The sequence below is a fragment of the Streptomyces sp. MAI_2237 genome (genome assembly GCF_054189285.1).
This window is the reverse complement of sequence record NZ_JAJPGQ010000003.1, coordinates 2,102,589-2,117,334: the sequence shown is the minus strand read 5'-3', so window position 1 is coordinate 2,117,334 and position 14,746 is coordinate 2,102,589. Positions and strand designations below refer to the sequence as shown.

Genomic DNA, 14,746 nt, shown 5'->3' with positions numbered 1-14,746 from the left:
GTGAGGTCAGATGAGGAGCGGTTCGAAGTCCCAGTACGGCCGGACCCGGGAGCGGGCCGAGATGGTGTGCGGGTGCTGCTTGCCGAGAGTGGACTCCAGGTCGGAGAGAGCTTCCTGTTCCGCCTTCTCGGCGTCTCGGCGCTCGCTCAGGCCGCGCAGGTCGGCGGCGTGGGCGATTCGGGCGGACAGGGTCAGCGGATGGGTGCGTCCCAGCATCTCCATGGCCAGGACCACGGTGTTCCGGCTGAGTGCCTCGGCCGCTTCCGCGTCGCCGACGAGGTTGCGGAGGGCGGAGGCGTTGAGGGCGCATCCCAGGGTCCAGGGGTGGCGCTCCCCGACGGCCTGCGTCATGCCGGCCAGCCCCTGCTCGACGAGCATGTGGGCATGCTCGCGTTCGCCGACGTTGCGCAGGATGAGGGCCTGGTTGGAGCGGGCGCCGGCGATGAAGGGGTGGCCGTCGGCGAGCATGGCCTCGTAGCGGGCGACGATGGCCTCGCTGAGTGCGCGGGCCTGGTCGATGTCCCCGTTCTCCCGGGTGAAGCAGCTCTGGGCGGTGGCAAAGATCAGGGTGGCCGGGTCGGACTCGCCCAGCACGCGCTCGCCGCGCTCCAGGATGCTGCCGAACAGCAGGCCCGCCCCCTCCCGGTTGCCGCCGCGGTACTGACAGAGGGCGAGGTTGTGCTGGGCGTAGAGGGTCTGCGGGTTGTCGTCGCTCATCACGAGCCGGTGCTCCTCGACGTTGCGCACCTGGATCGACTCGGCCTCGCCGTAGCGGCCGAGCAGGCGCAGGTCGAGAGCGAAGGAGCACTCGGACATCAGGGTCCAGGGATGGCGGGCGCGCAGCAGACCGCGCCGCGCCTCCCAGGCGCGCCGGTCGGTCTCCAGGGCATCCTCGTAGCGGCCGAGCAGGCGCAGGGAGACGGCCATGTTGTTGAGGGCGTTGAGGGTGCGTGAGTCCTGTTCGCCGAGCAGGTCACGGTAGGCGCCCAGCACCCACTCGGAGAGCTCCAGCGCCTCGTCGTACTGGCCCAGCCCCCGGAAGTCGGCGCCGAGACCGTTGGCGGCGCGCAGATGCTCCAGGTCCTGCGGCCCGCGCTCGGCGCGCAGATGGTCGGAGGCGGCGCGGTTGAGGGCCTCACTGGCGGCGTAGTCGCCGACGGAGCGCAGGAGATTGGAGTAGTGGTAGCTCAGGTCCCAGATGCGGGGATGGGTCTCGCCGAGCAGCGCCCGCCACGCCTGCAGGGCACGGCCGCCGAGTTTGATGCCGGCGGAGTACTCACCGGAGAAGTACATGTAGCGCAGGCAGTTGAAGACCAGCCGCTGGACTTCCGGGGACTTGGTCTGCAGGACGTCCGCGTATTTCAGGTGGGGCACGATCTCGGCGTACGCCGGCCACATTCGGGTGTCGGTGGGGCGCCGCGGGTCGGCGGCGGCCAGGGCTCGCCGTACGACGTCGATGAACTCCTCGCGGTCCTCCTCCGGCATGTCCTTGCGGACGATCTGGTGGACCATCCGGTGCAGATAGAGGGAGTCGCCCGCGGAGTTGGTCTCGTCGAGGGATGCCTCATGGGACTCCAGCCGGACGACGGAGTACTGGCGGAGCTGGTTGATCGCCTTGTTCCACAGCAGTGGATCGTTGACCAACCCGGCCAGCTGTTCCGGGAGTTCGTCGCCGGGCATCTCGCGCAGCAGGCGCACGGGGATGAAGCCGGGCGCGAAGAAGGTGCACAGCCGGAGCAGGTCCACGGATTCCGGCACCGTCTCCCGGAGCTTGTTCAGCAGTATCGACCACGCCGTCTGGAAGGCGAGCGGGAAGTCGGCCGACACCTTCACCACGTCGGAGTCGATGCCGCCCTCCAGCAGGTCGATGTACTCCCGCACGGAGAGTTCGGAGTCGTTGAGCCAGCCCGCCGTCTGGTCCAGCAGCAGCGGCAGGTCCTCCAGGGCCTCGGCCAGCTGGTCCGCCTCGCTCTCGTTGAGCCGGGGTGCCCGGCGGCGGATGAAGGCGACCGACTCGTCACGGTCGTAGACCGGGACCTCCAGCAACTGGCTGTTGTGCTCGCCCCATTCGGGGTTGCGGGAGGTGATGACGACATGCCCGGGGCCGGTCGGGACGAGGTCCCAGATCTGCTCGGGCTCGTCGGCGCCGTCGAGGATCAGCAGCCAGCGTGAGTAGGGCTCACCGCGGCGCAGCGAGTCGCGGACGGCGCGCAGCCGCTCGCCGTACTCCTGGCCGGTCTGGAGGCCCAGCTTGGGGGCGAGCTCGGCCAGCAGACGCCGATAGGTCACCCGTCCCTCGGCGTTGACCCACCACACGACGTCGTACTCGGAGCCGAAGCGGTAGACGTACTCGGCGGCCAGCTGCGTCTTGCCCACGCCCGACATGCCGTGCAGGGTGATGACGCCCGCGCCCGGCTCGGCGGACTGCAGCAGGTTGTAGGCGTTGTTGAGCAGGGGCTCACGGCCGGTGAAGCGGGTGTTGCGCCGGGGCACGCCACCCCAGACCTCTGGCATCGCCGCCGGGAAGCGCGGCCCGCGCCGGCTGCCTTCCTCACCCTCGTCGAGGGGTTCGTACGGCAGGTCCAGCCGGTCGAGGAGGCGGCGCTCGGCCTCGTCGGCGCCGACGTTGGTCAGGCTCGTCGGCGCGAGTACGGCGCTGGCCTGCGGGATCGAGGCGGTGGTGACGGACACGGCGGCGAACCGGGAGGGGTCGGGAGCCACGACCTCGCGCAGAGCGGCGTTCCACTCCTCGTGGGTGCGCGGCCCCAGCTGGAAGTACCACTCACTGACCAGGATGAGGATGCGCCCTTCGGCGAGTTGCAGGTCGCGCAGCAGTTCCACGAGCGGCACCTCGGCGGGGGAGTCCCAGCGCAGATACACCACACGGACGCCGCGCCGCTCCAGACAGCCGCCGATCCAGGCGGCCCAGGCGCGGTTGAATCCCGCGAAGCTGATCGTGACCGTTTCCCGTGCGGCCCCCCTCTCGGTGGGCCTGACCGATGTGCGGGCTCCAGACAAAACGGCCTCCAGCGCGTCGTCCCAGAAAATCGTAGAACCTCGGCGCTCCGCCCGTAAGGTCCCCGGACCCGGCGAGCGCGCTCGCCGAGCCACCAAGATCTTCGCGCAACCCGCCCTGGCGGTGGGGGCGTTTGCCCAGTCGTCTCCGCACCCTCACTCGTTCGGGCGCCGGAGCGCGGAGGCGTGCCGCTGACTCCACAGCATCCGGGCGGCCCGTACGTACGCCTCGGCGCGCGCCCGGTGACCGCGCGGCGCCGGGTGCTCCGTCATCCGCTCGTACGTGCTCACCATCGCGTCGACGAACAGTCGCCCCCGGGCGGTGAGGTCGGGCGATCCGACCAGGGCCGGCAGGACCGCGCCGACCATGGCGTGGCAGCGGGCGTGCTGGGTCCACGCGGCGTCGCCGTGAAGCGGGTCGGCAAGAGCGCGGCGCTGTTGGTAGTCGGCGATCGCCAGGTGGGCGTAGGCGCCCTGCAGCAGGCCGTCGTAGGGGCGCGGGTCGGGTCGCCAGGGTGCGAAGTAGCGTTCCTGATCCGAAGCATGATGGAGCGCCACCATGTCGCTCAGGACGGACAGTTTGGAGTGGTGCAGCTCGTGCACGAGCGTGGTGGCGAAGGCCGCCGGATCCGGCGGGACACTGCTCAGCAGGGCGCCGAACGCCTCGCGCAGGGAGGCGCTGCAGCTGCCGTGCGCGGCCGAGCCGGGTGGCAGCGCCAGGGGCACCAGGCAGCGCAGCAGCGCCAGCGCCTCCGCGACGCGGTGTTCACCGCCCCATCGCAGCGCTGTGGCCGTGCCGGACCAGACCTGCGCCCACTGCTTGCGTCCCGAGTCGTCCAGGGTGACCGGCTCGCCCAGGGAGCTGCCGCGGCGCGGCGGCCCTGCCGTGCGGTGGGGGTCCAGATCGTCCAGGGGTACGGGCGGGGCGTCGGGCAGCAGGCCGGGCAGGGCATGGGCCGGGGTCCAGGCGAGTGCGCCGGACCAGGCGCCGAAGTCGGCCTGCGGATACACCGTGACGTCGACGGCGCCGGGTTGACGGAGCCTCAAGCCTTGGCGGTGGACGAGCTCTACGTCCACGTCACCGGCGTCCACGGTGCTCAGGGCGCCGAGCGAGGGCAGCGTGAGGACACCGTCGTACGCGGTGAGACGTACGGCGAACGGGAGGCCGGCGCGGACGGCGGCCGCTGCGGCGAGCGCGCCGAAGTGGGCCAGGTCCCTGCCCAGCCGGCGTCTGCGTTGCTCGGTCACCGGCCGCCTGTCGCTCAGGGTGCGCAGGCAGTGCCAGGCCCAGGCGCCGGTGAGGGGGTAGAGAAGGCGGGCACGGGCCGGGGAGGGGGCCGCCGCCCGGTCCGCCTCGGCCAGCAGCGCCCAGTCCGCGCGCAGTCCGGCCTTCCAGCCGGGGGGACACAGTGCGGGGTCAGCGGCCTCCGCCGCGTCCAGTACGGCACGCAGCGCCAGCATCTGCCGGGTGTCCTGGTGGCGGACGAGGAGGTCCAGGGTCTCGGGGGCGCCACCGGTACAGCCGAGTTCGACGAGGAGCCCATCGGGGATCGCGGGAAAGGTCACCGGGTGCCCCCTTCGCCGTGCACGCAGGTGACCACCGTCGCCTCGGCGAGCCTCCGGGCCACGTGCCGGATGAAAAGCTGAAGGTCTGCGCAGTACACCGAGGGATTGCGGAAGCCGTGGCCCGCACGGTAACGGTGGGCGTAGTGACCGCCCCCGCAGACCTTCAGCAGAGGGCAGGCCAGGCACTGGTCTGCCAGGGTACGGACCCCCGCCTGGCGAGCGATCACCGCGGGATGCCGCAGAGCCTCGCCGAAGGTGTGACGGAAGACGTCGAGCCCGGTGTGCGCCGCTCCGTCGTACGCGGATTTCAGGGCGTCCACCTGCTCGATGGACCCGTCGGTCTCGACCACCACGGCGTCGAACGGCCACAGACCGAGCGACTCCGTCCTGGCAGGCCGTCCCAGCAGCAGCGCCACGCACGCCTCGAACAGGCGCACCCGGGTCTGCCGGCGCCCCGCCGACCACCACCGGTCGAAGATCGTGCACAGCCACTCGCCGTACCCGCCGTCGGCGAGCCGCGGCGGCGGAGCCGACCAGTTGCCGTGCGGCAGCAGCAGGTCCAGGGCGGGTGGGCGCAGCTCCAGCAGCGACTCGTACGTCTGCACGGCGTCCACCGTCGGGTCCACGACGGTGAGAATGCCTGCGTACGCCTCGGGGAAACGCTCGGCGAGGAGCCGCACACCGCGTTCGGCCGCGGGCCAGGAGGGGCGTCCGGCACGGTCGACGCGACGCGCGTTGTGCGCGGCGGTGCCACCGTCGAGGCTGATGCCGACACGGACGCCGGCGTCGGCGAGGACGGCGAGCCGCCCGGTGGTGAGCAGCGTGGCGTTGGTCTGGACGATGGCGTGGACCGCGCAGCCGTGGGGCACCCGGTCGCGGACGAGGGCGGCGAAGCGGGCCAGCGTGTCGGCTCCGGCGAGCAGGGGTTCGCCACCGTGCAGGACCAGAGAGAGGGCGGGCAGGGCGTACGCGCGCGCGTGTTCGGCGATGCGGTGCGCGGTGCGCTCCAGGACGGCGGTCGAAGCCCGCGCGGGGCGGGTGCGCCACGTGGTGTCGGGGCCCTCGTAGAGATAGCAGTAGGTGCAGGCCAGATTGCAACGGCCGTGCACCTTGACGACGAACTGCCGGAAGGGGTGTGGGGAAGCCGCCCGTTCAGACACTCCAGCACCCCCATGCCGTGGAGTCCGCGCCGACTGTGGCAGACATTCCCGCGCCTTCCCGCGAAGCGGTCCGGCGCACACGCCACCCAATCAAGAATGACCGATTCGATCGATGTTTCGACCGAAACAGTCACTCATCGATCGGTCAGAGGGCGCTGCCGAATCCCCACAGCATCTCGGCGGGCCACGCGGCCCGCTCCGTCAGCTCGTCCAGTACCTCACGCAGCACCGGATGCTCCACACGGCCCAACTCCTCCAGATCCAGCGCCAGGAGATCCGGAAGCGGCTCCCGCTCCCCCTCGGCGTCGACGCGCACGTCCATGACCAAGCCCCTCTCCCCTCAACCTGCCCCGGACAGCCGTTCGGCGGTCTCCTGCGGCGTGGGCCCGCCGGACACCACACTGCCCTCGGGCAGTCTCGCCCACTCCGCCCGAGCCGCCCGGTAGGCCTCGCGCGCCGCCCGTGGCCGAGCGGCCGCCTCATAGGACATACCCCGCCAGTGGTGGGCCTGCGCACGCAACTGCACGGCCTCCTGCCGCCGCCGATCCGTCTCGGCCACGCCCTCCGCCTCGCGCGCCGCCTCCGCCGCGTCCCGGAAGGCGTCGACCGCCAGATCCAGCCGCGCCGGGCGGCGCAGACTGCGGAAGGCCTCGTACTGGACCTCGCCGAGGTCGAGCAGACAGTGCGCCGCGAGCAGCGGCTCGTCCGCGTCGGCGGCGGCGAGCCCGAAGAGGTGCTCGGCCTCGCGCAGATCGACCCGGTCGCCGCGGGAGCGGTAGCGCAGCATCAGGGCGCGGCCCAGCAGCAGCAGCCGACGGGCGGCCCAGCGGCTCCCCGACGGAGTCTCCATCCGGCAGTCCCGCAGCACGCGTATCGCCCGGGACACGAAGTACGGGGCGCGGGGGGCGCTTTCCGTACCCGCGAGCCGCAGCAGAACCTCCCCCCACTCGGCGAGCACGTCGGCGTGCGCGGGTGCGTCACGCGACATGCGCTGCGCGGCCTGGTCGAAACGATCGGCGGCCAGTTCGAGATCGGCGTTGTCCCCCGACTCCGCGTACCGGGCCACAGCGACCCGCCCGGCACGGGTGAGCACGGCGGCACGCTGGCCCTGCTCCCGGACGGCGGCCAGCGCCTCGTCCACCCGGCTCCTGGCCTCCTGGAGCGGGCCGCCGGCGCCGAGCAGCGCGTCGACGAGGTCGAGCAGCACAGCCACTCGCTCGCGGACGGCGTCCGCGCCGTCCGGTTCGGGCAGGGTCTCCAACGCGCTGCGCAGCGATCGCGCGGCCTGCTCGGCGTAGAGCCCGGACTGGACAGGGTCCACCGTGGCCCCGGAAAGCCGCAGCAGTATCCGGCCGTGGGCCAGCGGCAGTCCGGTCGGACGGCTGCGGCGGTCGGGCCAGACGTCGGCGAACGCCTCCAGCATGCCTACGGCGCCCTGCAGCAGCGCACTGTCGCCGCCCAGCCGCCATTGCGTCTCAAGACCTCGCACCCGCTCCAGGGTGAGCGTCAGGGCCTCGTCCTCGTCGAGTCCCGGGGCGGCGCAGGCGACGGCGTACTCCCGGTCGGCTCGGCTGAGCAGATCCAGCGCTCCCGGCAGGTCTCCGCGCCGTTTGCGGTCGGCGGCGGCGGCCCGCAGCACCCGCGCCAGAACTCCCCGCTCCCGCAGCGCGTGCGGATGCGCCACCGCCCGCTCCGCCGCCGTCTCCGCCTCGCGCAGCAGTTCCGGACCGCCCTGGACCTCCCACAGCCGCAGGACACAACGGGCGTACTCGGCCCAGAGCTCGAAGTCCCGGCCGGCGGGGCGTTCGTGTTCGGCGGCGCCGCGCAGGAGTTGTACGGCGTCGATGAGGTCCTGCACCATGCCCTCGCGGTCGAAGCGCTCGGCGAGCGCGCGGGCACGGGTGACGGCGGGATGGGCGGGGCGGTCCGCGGCGGGGTCGGCGCGCTCCCGGCTGCCGTAGAGCGCGAACTGTTCGGGCAGCGGCATGAAGCGCTCCAGGACACGGGCGGCGACCTCGGCGAAGGGCTGGGGGACGAGCGTCGTACCGTTGTCGCCGTTCTCCGTTCGGTAGCCGCCGGGGGCGTAGGGGCGTCCGGTTCCCTGGTCGCCGAGCTGGGCGAGGGCGAGGGCCGGGAAGTTGGGGCCGCCCTTGCCGAAGCGGGCCTCGATGTACTCGGAGCAGTGCTTGAGAACCAGCATGGCCTCGTCCTGGCCAAGTGGCGCGAGGAGCGACTCGCGGACGCCCGGCGCGAACTCGTACCACTGGTCGTCGTCCCTGCCATGGTCCTCCAGCGCCCGCGAGACCAGGCCGCTGAGCAGGACCTCGGCGAGTTCGGAGGGTCCGGAGTCGGGCAGCATGGTGCGTTGCACCAGCTGCATCACCGGCAGGCAGAGCGGGGCAGCCGCCAGGTAGACGGCGAGGCGGCCGGCGGCCGCGGAGGCGGTGGAGCGGAAGCGGCTGACGAGCTCCAGGACGGAGGGCCGCCGGCCCGGGCGGCCGGCGGCCGCGGACGGCTGGTCGGCGCGCACCCAGCCCACGGCCCCGTCCACGGGCCCGGCGCCGGCTCCCGACAGCAACCGCGCCCAGGCGCCGAGGGGCACCGGCTCGGGCGGCAGCACAGGCACCGGCAGCGCCCCGCGGCGGCCCCGGGCGGCGGGCCCGGTCTGGGTGCGCACGCGCAGCGCGGCGGCGCCGCCCAAGGTCTCGCCGCGCTGCAACTCGCCGTAGGTGACCGGAAACCTGGTGCGGTTCCACATGCGCTGCGGCAGCGGCTGCAGCACGGCGGCGGGTGCCTGCCGGGCGAGGTGATGAAGCAACCGGTGAGCGTGGCCGCTGTGCCAGAGCGGGCCCGCGCAGTCGCTGACGAGGAGGGTGATCTGGCGGCCGGAGGGATCGCTCAGCCGGTCGGCGGAGTGCAGCGGGGCGGCGTGCGGCTCGGGGCTGCGGCTGACGGCCGGTTCTCCGTCCGGCCCTTCGTGCACATAGCTGACCTGGATGTCCCAGAAGGCGCCCAACTGTCCGAAGACCTGTTCCAGTTCGGCGAACATCCGGTCCCACACCCGCATCGACGACGAGGCGTCCATGACCAGTTGCAGCCGAGCGTCGGCCCGGGTCACCGCTCGGAACACCGGCAGCACGAGCCCGCCGGCTCTGGCGCTCCGCTCGGCGGTCTCCGTCTCGTCCAGCACCGAGCGCAGTGGCGGGGCCGCGCTGCGGTAGCCCTGCAACGGCCGCAGGGCGCGCTGGAGTTCGAGCGGGGCGGGAAAGGCAGGGGCCGCGGGCACCCCGACGGGCAGCGGTGTCGTCCGGCCGGACCCGGCGAGGCTGCCGTCCCGGGGCACGGGGTACAGGGCCACGCGCCTGTCACCGGTCTGGTCGAACAGCTGTGGCTCGGGCAGGGCGGGTTGGCGCCGCTGCCGGGCCGGCGGCGGGGCGAGCTCGGCGGGGACGGCCGGTGCCGGGCGGGAAGGTGTGCCGGGGGCGGATGCCTCCGGCTCCTCGGTGCCGGTGGTGGACCGTGCCCACCGCGCCAGCCAGAGCGCGTCGCACAGCCCCTTCGCGTCGGGATCGAGGCCGATCCCCCGCAGCCGGGCGATCAGTTCGGCGATGGGGTCGCCCCCGGGCGCGGCGGTCTCCCCGGTCCCGGGCCCGGCGTCGGGCGTACCGGGAGCCCCGGGATTACGACCCACCGCCTCCTCGGGCATCACCGGGTCACCTCGGGCGGTCGAGCCGCTGGATGAGCAGGTCGGCGAGACGGTCGCGACTCGGCGGGACGGCCGCGTCGGTGAGGTAGATCGCGTTCAACAGCTGGTCGGCGGCAAGCAGTTCGCTGCGCGAGCGCTCCAGAAAGCGGTTGATGAGGTCGTCGCCGGCGCGGGCAGCCTCGCCGCCGAGGTGGGCACGGACGAAGGTGGCGAGCCGGTTGTGGTCGGGTCGGCCGAGTTCGAGGTGGATGCAGCGGCGCATCAGCGGGGCCGGAAAGTCGCGTTCGCCGTTGCTGGTCAGGACCACGAACGGGAAGGCGCGGCAGCGCACCCGGCCGTCACGGACGCGCACCTTGGCGCCGTCGGCGGTGAGGACCTCCGCCTCGCCGTCCGGTAACCGGTCGGCCACCCGCTCCAGTTCCGGTATCGCGAACTCGCCCTCCTCCAGCACGTTGAGCAGGTCATTGGGCAGATCGATGTCGCTCTTGTCCAGTTCGTCGATGAGCAGGACGCGCGGGGTGTCGGAGGGCAGCAGGGCGGTGCCGAGCGGTCCGAGCCGGATGTAGCTGCCGATGCCCTCGACCGCGCCCGGGGAGCCGGCCGCGGAGCCGTAGCCGCCCTGCGCGGCGATCTGCACGTCCTGGAGGCGGGCGATGGCGTCGTAGTGGTAGAGCCCGTCCTGCAGGGTCGAGCGGCTGACGATGGACCAGCGCAGCACGTTGCCCAGCCCCAGCTCGTACGCCACCGAGTGGGCCAGCGTGCTCTTGCCCGCACCGGGGCTTCCGGTGACGAGCAGGGGACGGCGCAGATAGAGCGCCGCGTTGATCATCTCCAGCTCCTCGGCGCCGGGCCTGTGCAGCTCCGCCAGATGCCGGTGGGCTCCGAGCCTGCGGTCCTCGGAGCCGTCGCCGGCGCCCCGTGCCGCGTCCCGGCTGGAGAAGTCGCGCCAGGGCGGCGGGGCGGGCAGACGGTCGATCCCGTCGTGGGGTTCGCCGGCGCCACGGTAGATGAGCCACTCACTGGATTCGGTCATGGTCCGGTCCTCGTCGTCACTCGTCCAGCACGGCAGCCGCCTCGACGTGCATCACGGTATCGATCCTCCGCAGGCCTGGTAAGAGGCCGGTCGGACCCTGGGCCGGGTTGCGTCAAGGCGCCTCCAGCAGGTCACCGGTGCCGGGCAGGGGCTGCAGCGGATCGTCGTAGAACAGGGTGATCCCGTGGGCCCAGAAGGCCTCCGTGCGGCTCGCGAGCAGGCTCGCCCGCAGCTCGTGAACCCGCTCGGGCAGGTGCTCGGCGCCGCGTTCGTCGGCGACCGTGATGGCCGCGCCGCGGTGGAACTCCCCGCAGACGGCGTCCCGTCGGTCCCTGCCACGGCGCCACAGGGCCACGCCGAAGCCGCCGAGCACGATCCGGGCGAGGGCGGCCACGTCGTCCTCGTAGCGCTCCTCACCGTAACGGCACAACACCGGCACGGATTCGGGCGACAGGTCACGCAACACGCTGACATCCGGTACCTGTTGGGGCACCCCGTCACCGCAGTCCAGGACGTACGCCCGGGCACCGTGCGCGCGCAGCCAGCGCCAGCGGTCGAAGCGGTCCTCGTGGGGATCGATCCACGGGGCGAGCCCGTCGGCGTCCTCGGCGGGCAGCCGGTCACGGTCGACGCACCGCAGCACGAGCGGACCGCGCGCGCCCAACGGCGGCTCTTCCGGTCCCAGTTGCCAGGTGTCCACCGGCAGATCCAGCCGGGTGTGGGGCAGTGCGACCTGCAACACGGCGGGCCGGCCGCGCTCGTCGCACTGCCGGAAGGCCTCCGTCAGCGGGGAGGCGAGCCGGGACGGCAGCTCGCTCGTCGCGGTCCGCTCGCCCTCCCCCACACCCTCCACCGCGCCCCCGGGACGGGTCACGGAGACCCGCCAGTCCCAGCGTTCGCGCTCCCAGCCCCGCTCCACCAGCTCCAGCAGCACGACCGACCGCGGTCCGCGCCGCGGAACTATCCCGGCGGGCGCGGCCGTGGGCGGCCGGCGCAGCCGCAGCAGGTCGGCGCGCAGCCGCACGAGCCGCCGCAGCGGGATCTGCCCTCCCCTGGCCTGCCGCGCCCAGTCCCACAGCGCGGTCTCCGCATCAGCCGTGCCGGGCCGGTCGAACGGCCGCTCGGCGTACGCGACGCGCACCGCGTACTCGAGTACGAGCCCCCACGCGCCGTCGTCGCGCGCGTTCTCGTACAGTGCCCCAAGCCCGTCCCGCCAGGCGCGCGGCGCGGGCAGCGGGGTGCTTGCCTGCAGGTCCGGAAGGGACTCCAGGATGTCGAGCAGGCCGCGCGTGCTGACCGGCGGCGGGAGGTCGGCGAGCCGGCCCAGCAGCTGGATCCGCTCGCCCGGGGTGAGGGTGCGGCCCGGCCGCGCGTCCAGCCTGCTCTGTACGTCGGCCCAGCTCGGCCCGCCGGAGTCGGACTGCTGCCGATCCCGGTGGTAGCGGTCGTGGGCGTGGAAGATCGCCTGGTAGTGGTCCTCGTGCTCGGCTTGGACGCCCTCCTCGGGCACCGGCAGCCGGCGCAGCTGCTCGATGCCGGTGGAGGTGCCGCCACTGCCGTGGTCCGCGCGCGACTTCAGTACGCCGATGACCTCGCCGCGGGCCGGGTCGACCACCGGGCCGCCCGAGACACCGTAGGGCAGGTCGTTGTGACCGAGACGCATCTGGACACCGTCGGACCAACCACCGACCGTTCCCTGCACGGTGAGGGTGCCGTCCAGGAGCTGCAGCCGGCCGCCCAGCACGGTCCAGCCCGCGTAGAACACCTTGCCCTCGGCGTAGTAGGCCGCCGGCCGCTCGGACACGTACACGCACGCGTGGTCGACAGGTGCGCGGAGCTGGACGATGGCGAGGTCGGGGGCGGGCCAGTTACCAGGTGCCGTGTCGTCGACGTGGTCCGGGAGCGTGGCGACCACCTCGGCGGGAACGGTCGAGCTGCCCCGGCCCGGACCGTCCTCGTAGACCACCGCCATCTCGCCCCCTTCCCCGCCGCGAACCACGTGTGCGCAGGTCAGAACCCAGTTCGGGGCGATGAAGAAGCCGCTCCCGAGAAAGCTTCCGGGCTCGTCGAGGGAATACCCGACATCTGTGCGATGGATGCGCACGGTGGCAGCCATGACGAGGTCACGGAGCGCACGGTGGGCGGCATCCCGCTCGCTCGATGCGCCCCCCTCGTGCCCGTCCGTCATGCCCCGGCCCCGGCGGCACCGGCGTCGGCGCCCCCGTGCGCCGGGGCGCCGGTGGACGCGCCCGCACCCGGGCCGGCCTGCGAGCCGGGCGCCGGGTCCGCGCTCGTGCGGGCCACCGGGGCCGCCGGGGCGCCTGGGTCGGGCGGGCCACCGTTCCAGGTGAGGGTGACCTTGATACCCGCCTTGGCCTCTCCGTCCGCGAGCAGTCCGACGACCTTCCCGGCCTTCGCGGTCAGCTCGACGCCGAACTCGACGCTCACCTCGTCCGGCCGCACCGCGCGCAGCGGTTCGGCGAGCGACCGCGCGACACCGGTGACCAGTGCGTGCAGGCTCTCGACGCTCGCCTCCACGCGGTCCGCGAACCCGGTGTCCGTGAACGACAACTCGCCCCGCGGTGCGGCCAGTTCCCCGGCCCCGGATATCCGGGCCCACACAGGCGTCCCGTCCGGCAGCGCGATCCGCGCGACCCGCGTCACTTCCTGCTCCATGGCGCTCCCCCGCGTCACGGTGCGCGCACCCCGCCCGACCTGCCCGGACGGCGCGCCCCCCGCACCCTGTTCTGTATCCGGCCTCCCCCGCGGCAAGGCGGCAGCGCGTCTCCCCACGGGGAAGGGGTCCTTCCCGCGAAGGGCACTCCCTACCCTTCACGCGCCGCGATCAGTGCCGGTTCCCCGGACGGCACCGGTCACGGCGGCCCTGCCGACCACCGATACCGGACCGCGTACCAGGCCGTGACGCGCCATTCACCCCAAGGCCCGCAGCCCTCGCACGGCCTGTCCGCCCGGCGCGCGGAGCCTATCCTTGTCCCTGTCCAAAGGTCCCTCCCGCGAACGGGGAGCCCGCCTTTCGATCGAACCCACGGAGCACGATCCATGTACTTCACCGACCGCGGCATCGAGGAACTGGAGAAGCGGCGCGGCGAGGAGGAGTTCACCTTCGAGTGGCTCGCCGAGCAGCTGCGGACGTTCGTCGACCTCAACCCGGACTTCGAGGTTCCGGTGGAGCGCCTGGCGACGTGGCTGGCCCGCCTGGACGACGAGGACGACGAGTAGGCGCCTGCGGCGCTTCGAGGGCGGGCTGGGGGCTCTGGGGCGCGCGCTGCCTGCCGTGGTCCTTGGAGGACCGGTCCTTGGACCCCTGCGCCTTGCTGAGCCGCCCCGCTCCGCGTGACCGCGGCCGTCGGCGACGACGGATGCGCGGCCCCGTCAACCCGTCAGTCCCGCGGCCGCACCACCTCGTACGCCAGCCCCAGCGCCCCGTGCGCCAGCAGAAGCGCCCCCGCCGCGGCCCAGCCGGCGCTGTGCCGCCGTGCGCCCAGGACGGCGAGGGGAAGACCGGCCGTCAGCTGGGCGAGGGCCAGGGCGCGGGACTGGGGTGTGCCGGCCCAGGGGCGCCAGCGACTCAGGCGCCCGTCGCTGTCGACGACGTCCAGTTCCGCCCGTACCGCCTCCCGCCATCCCGGCCACTCCACCGGACGGGTGTCCAGCTGCTCCTGAGCGGCCTGCCGCAGGCGGTCGGCGGGCTCACCGGGGTCGAGACCGGCCGGCAGAGCGACTCCCGCGCGTGTGAGGACGGCGAGCAGGGCGCGCAGACGGGCCGTGGCGTCGAGGGCGGGGTCGGGTTCGGTGAGTGCGTCGAGGGCCTGTACGTCCAGGACCGGGTCGAGGCCCAGGCGGGCCGCGAAGGTGCGCATCGCCTCGCCCTCGCCGGCCGGCGTGCCGTTGGCCAGCCAGACATAGCCGACGGGGCGGCGGAAGCCGGACGCGAGGGTGAAACCGGCACGGTCGGCGTCCCACCACAGGGCCAGTACGGGCCACGGGGCGCCGACGGCGAGAGCGGTGGCCCAGCCGGTCAGGACCCGGTCGACGGGTTCGCCGCCGTCCCGCCAGGGCCGCCCCTCGGGCACGAGGACGCTCCAGGAGTCTCCGGCTCCGGCTCCGGCAAGCAGCATGGGTTCACGCAGCAGCCGGGCGGCGAAGGCGACGGAATCGGGCTCGGCCCGGCAGAGCAGCAGGGCTCCGGCGGCGGCACCACTGCGAGAAGTTCCCGTCGACATGGTCACAAACTAGGACAACTCC

Annotated in this window: 10 protein-coding genes; 1 reads left to right on the top strand and 9 read right to left on the bottom strand. The window is 73.3% G+C overall.

Features of this window, described 5'->3' with window-relative positions:
• Positions 1-6 precede the first annotated feature (6 nt).
• The 8 genes from fxsT to LN251_RS20255 form a co-directional block, all read right to left on the bottom strand.
• On the bottom strand, positions 7-3,018 hold the full coding sequence (gene fxsT / locus LN251_RS20290) for an FxSxx-COOH system tetratricopeptide repeat protein (RefSeq protein ID WP_458245634.1): 3,012 nt from the start codon (positions 3,016-3,018) through the stop codon (positions 7-9).
• Positions 3,019-3,171: 153 nt separating this feature from the next.
• Complete coding sequence (locus tag LN251_RS20285; protein WP_458245633.1) at positions 3,172-4,581, bottom strand: aKG-HExxH-type peptide beta-hydroxylase; 1,410 nt, start codon at positions 4,579-4,581, stop codon at positions 3,172-3,174.
• Positions 4,578-5,741, bottom strand: coding sequence for an FxsB family cyclophane-forming radical SAM/SPASM peptide maturase (locus LN251_RS20280; protein WP_458245632.1), 1,164 nt, complete (start codon positions 5,739-5,741; stop codon positions 4,578-4,580). The genes LN251_RS20285 and LN251_RS20280 overlap by 4 nt, the downstream gene beginning before the upstream one ends.
• A gap of 145 nt (positions 5,742-5,886) precedes the next feature.
• Positions 5,887-6,063: an FxSxx-COOH cyclophane-containing RiPP peptide gene (gene fxsA / locus LN251_RS20275; protein WP_458245631.1), complete on the bottom strand. Its 177-nt coding sequence runs from the start codon at positions 6,061-6,063 to the stop codon at positions 5,887-5,889.
• Between the two features lie 18 nt (positions 6,064-6,081).
• On the bottom strand, positions 6,082-9,447 hold the full coding sequence (locus LN251_RS20270) for an SAV_2336 N-terminal domain-related protein (RefSeq protein ID WP_458245630.1): 3,366 nt from the start codon (positions 9,445-9,447) through the stop codon (positions 6,082-6,084).
• A gap of 7 nt (positions 9,448-9,454) precedes the next feature.
• Positions 9,455-10,480 carry an AAA family ATPase gene (locus LN251_RS20265; protein ID WP_458245629.1) on the bottom strand — a complete coding sequence of 342 codons (1,026 nt, stop codon included), beginning with the start codon at positions 10,478-10,480 and terminating at the stop codon, positions 9,455-9,457.
• 112 nt (positions 10,481-10,592) lie between these two features.
• Positions 10,593-12,596 (bottom strand): VMAP-C domain-containing protein, encoded by a 2,004-nt coding sequence (locus LN251_RS20260; RefSeq protein ID WP_458245628.1) that lies wholly within the window; start codon positions 12,594-12,596, stop codon positions 10,593-10,595.
• Between the two features lie 68 nt (positions 12,597-12,664).
• Positions 12,665-13,156, bottom strand: a complete 492-nt coding sequence (locus LN251_RS20255; RefSeq protein WP_458245627.1) for a CU044_2847 family protein — start codon at positions 13,154-13,156, stop codon at positions 12,665-12,667.
• A 384-nt stretch (positions 13,157-13,540) separates the two neighbouring features.
• Between LN251_RS20255 and LN251_RS20250 the strand changes: the two genes are divergently transcribed.
• Positions 13,541-13,720, top strand: coding sequence for a DUF6104 family protein (locus LN251_RS20250; protein ID WP_383677852.1), 180 nt, complete (start codon positions 13,541-13,543; stop codon positions 13,718-13,720).
• Between the two features lie 161 nt (positions 13,721-13,881).
• Here the strand turns inward: LN251_RS20250 and LN251_RS20245 are convergent, their stop codons facing one another.
• Complete coding sequence (locus tag LN251_RS20245) at positions 13,882-14,724, bottom strand: hypothetical protein (protein WP_458245626.1); 843 nt, start codon at positions 14,722-14,724, stop codon at positions 13,882-13,884.
• Between the last annotated feature and the right edge of the window lie 22 nt (positions 14,725-14,746).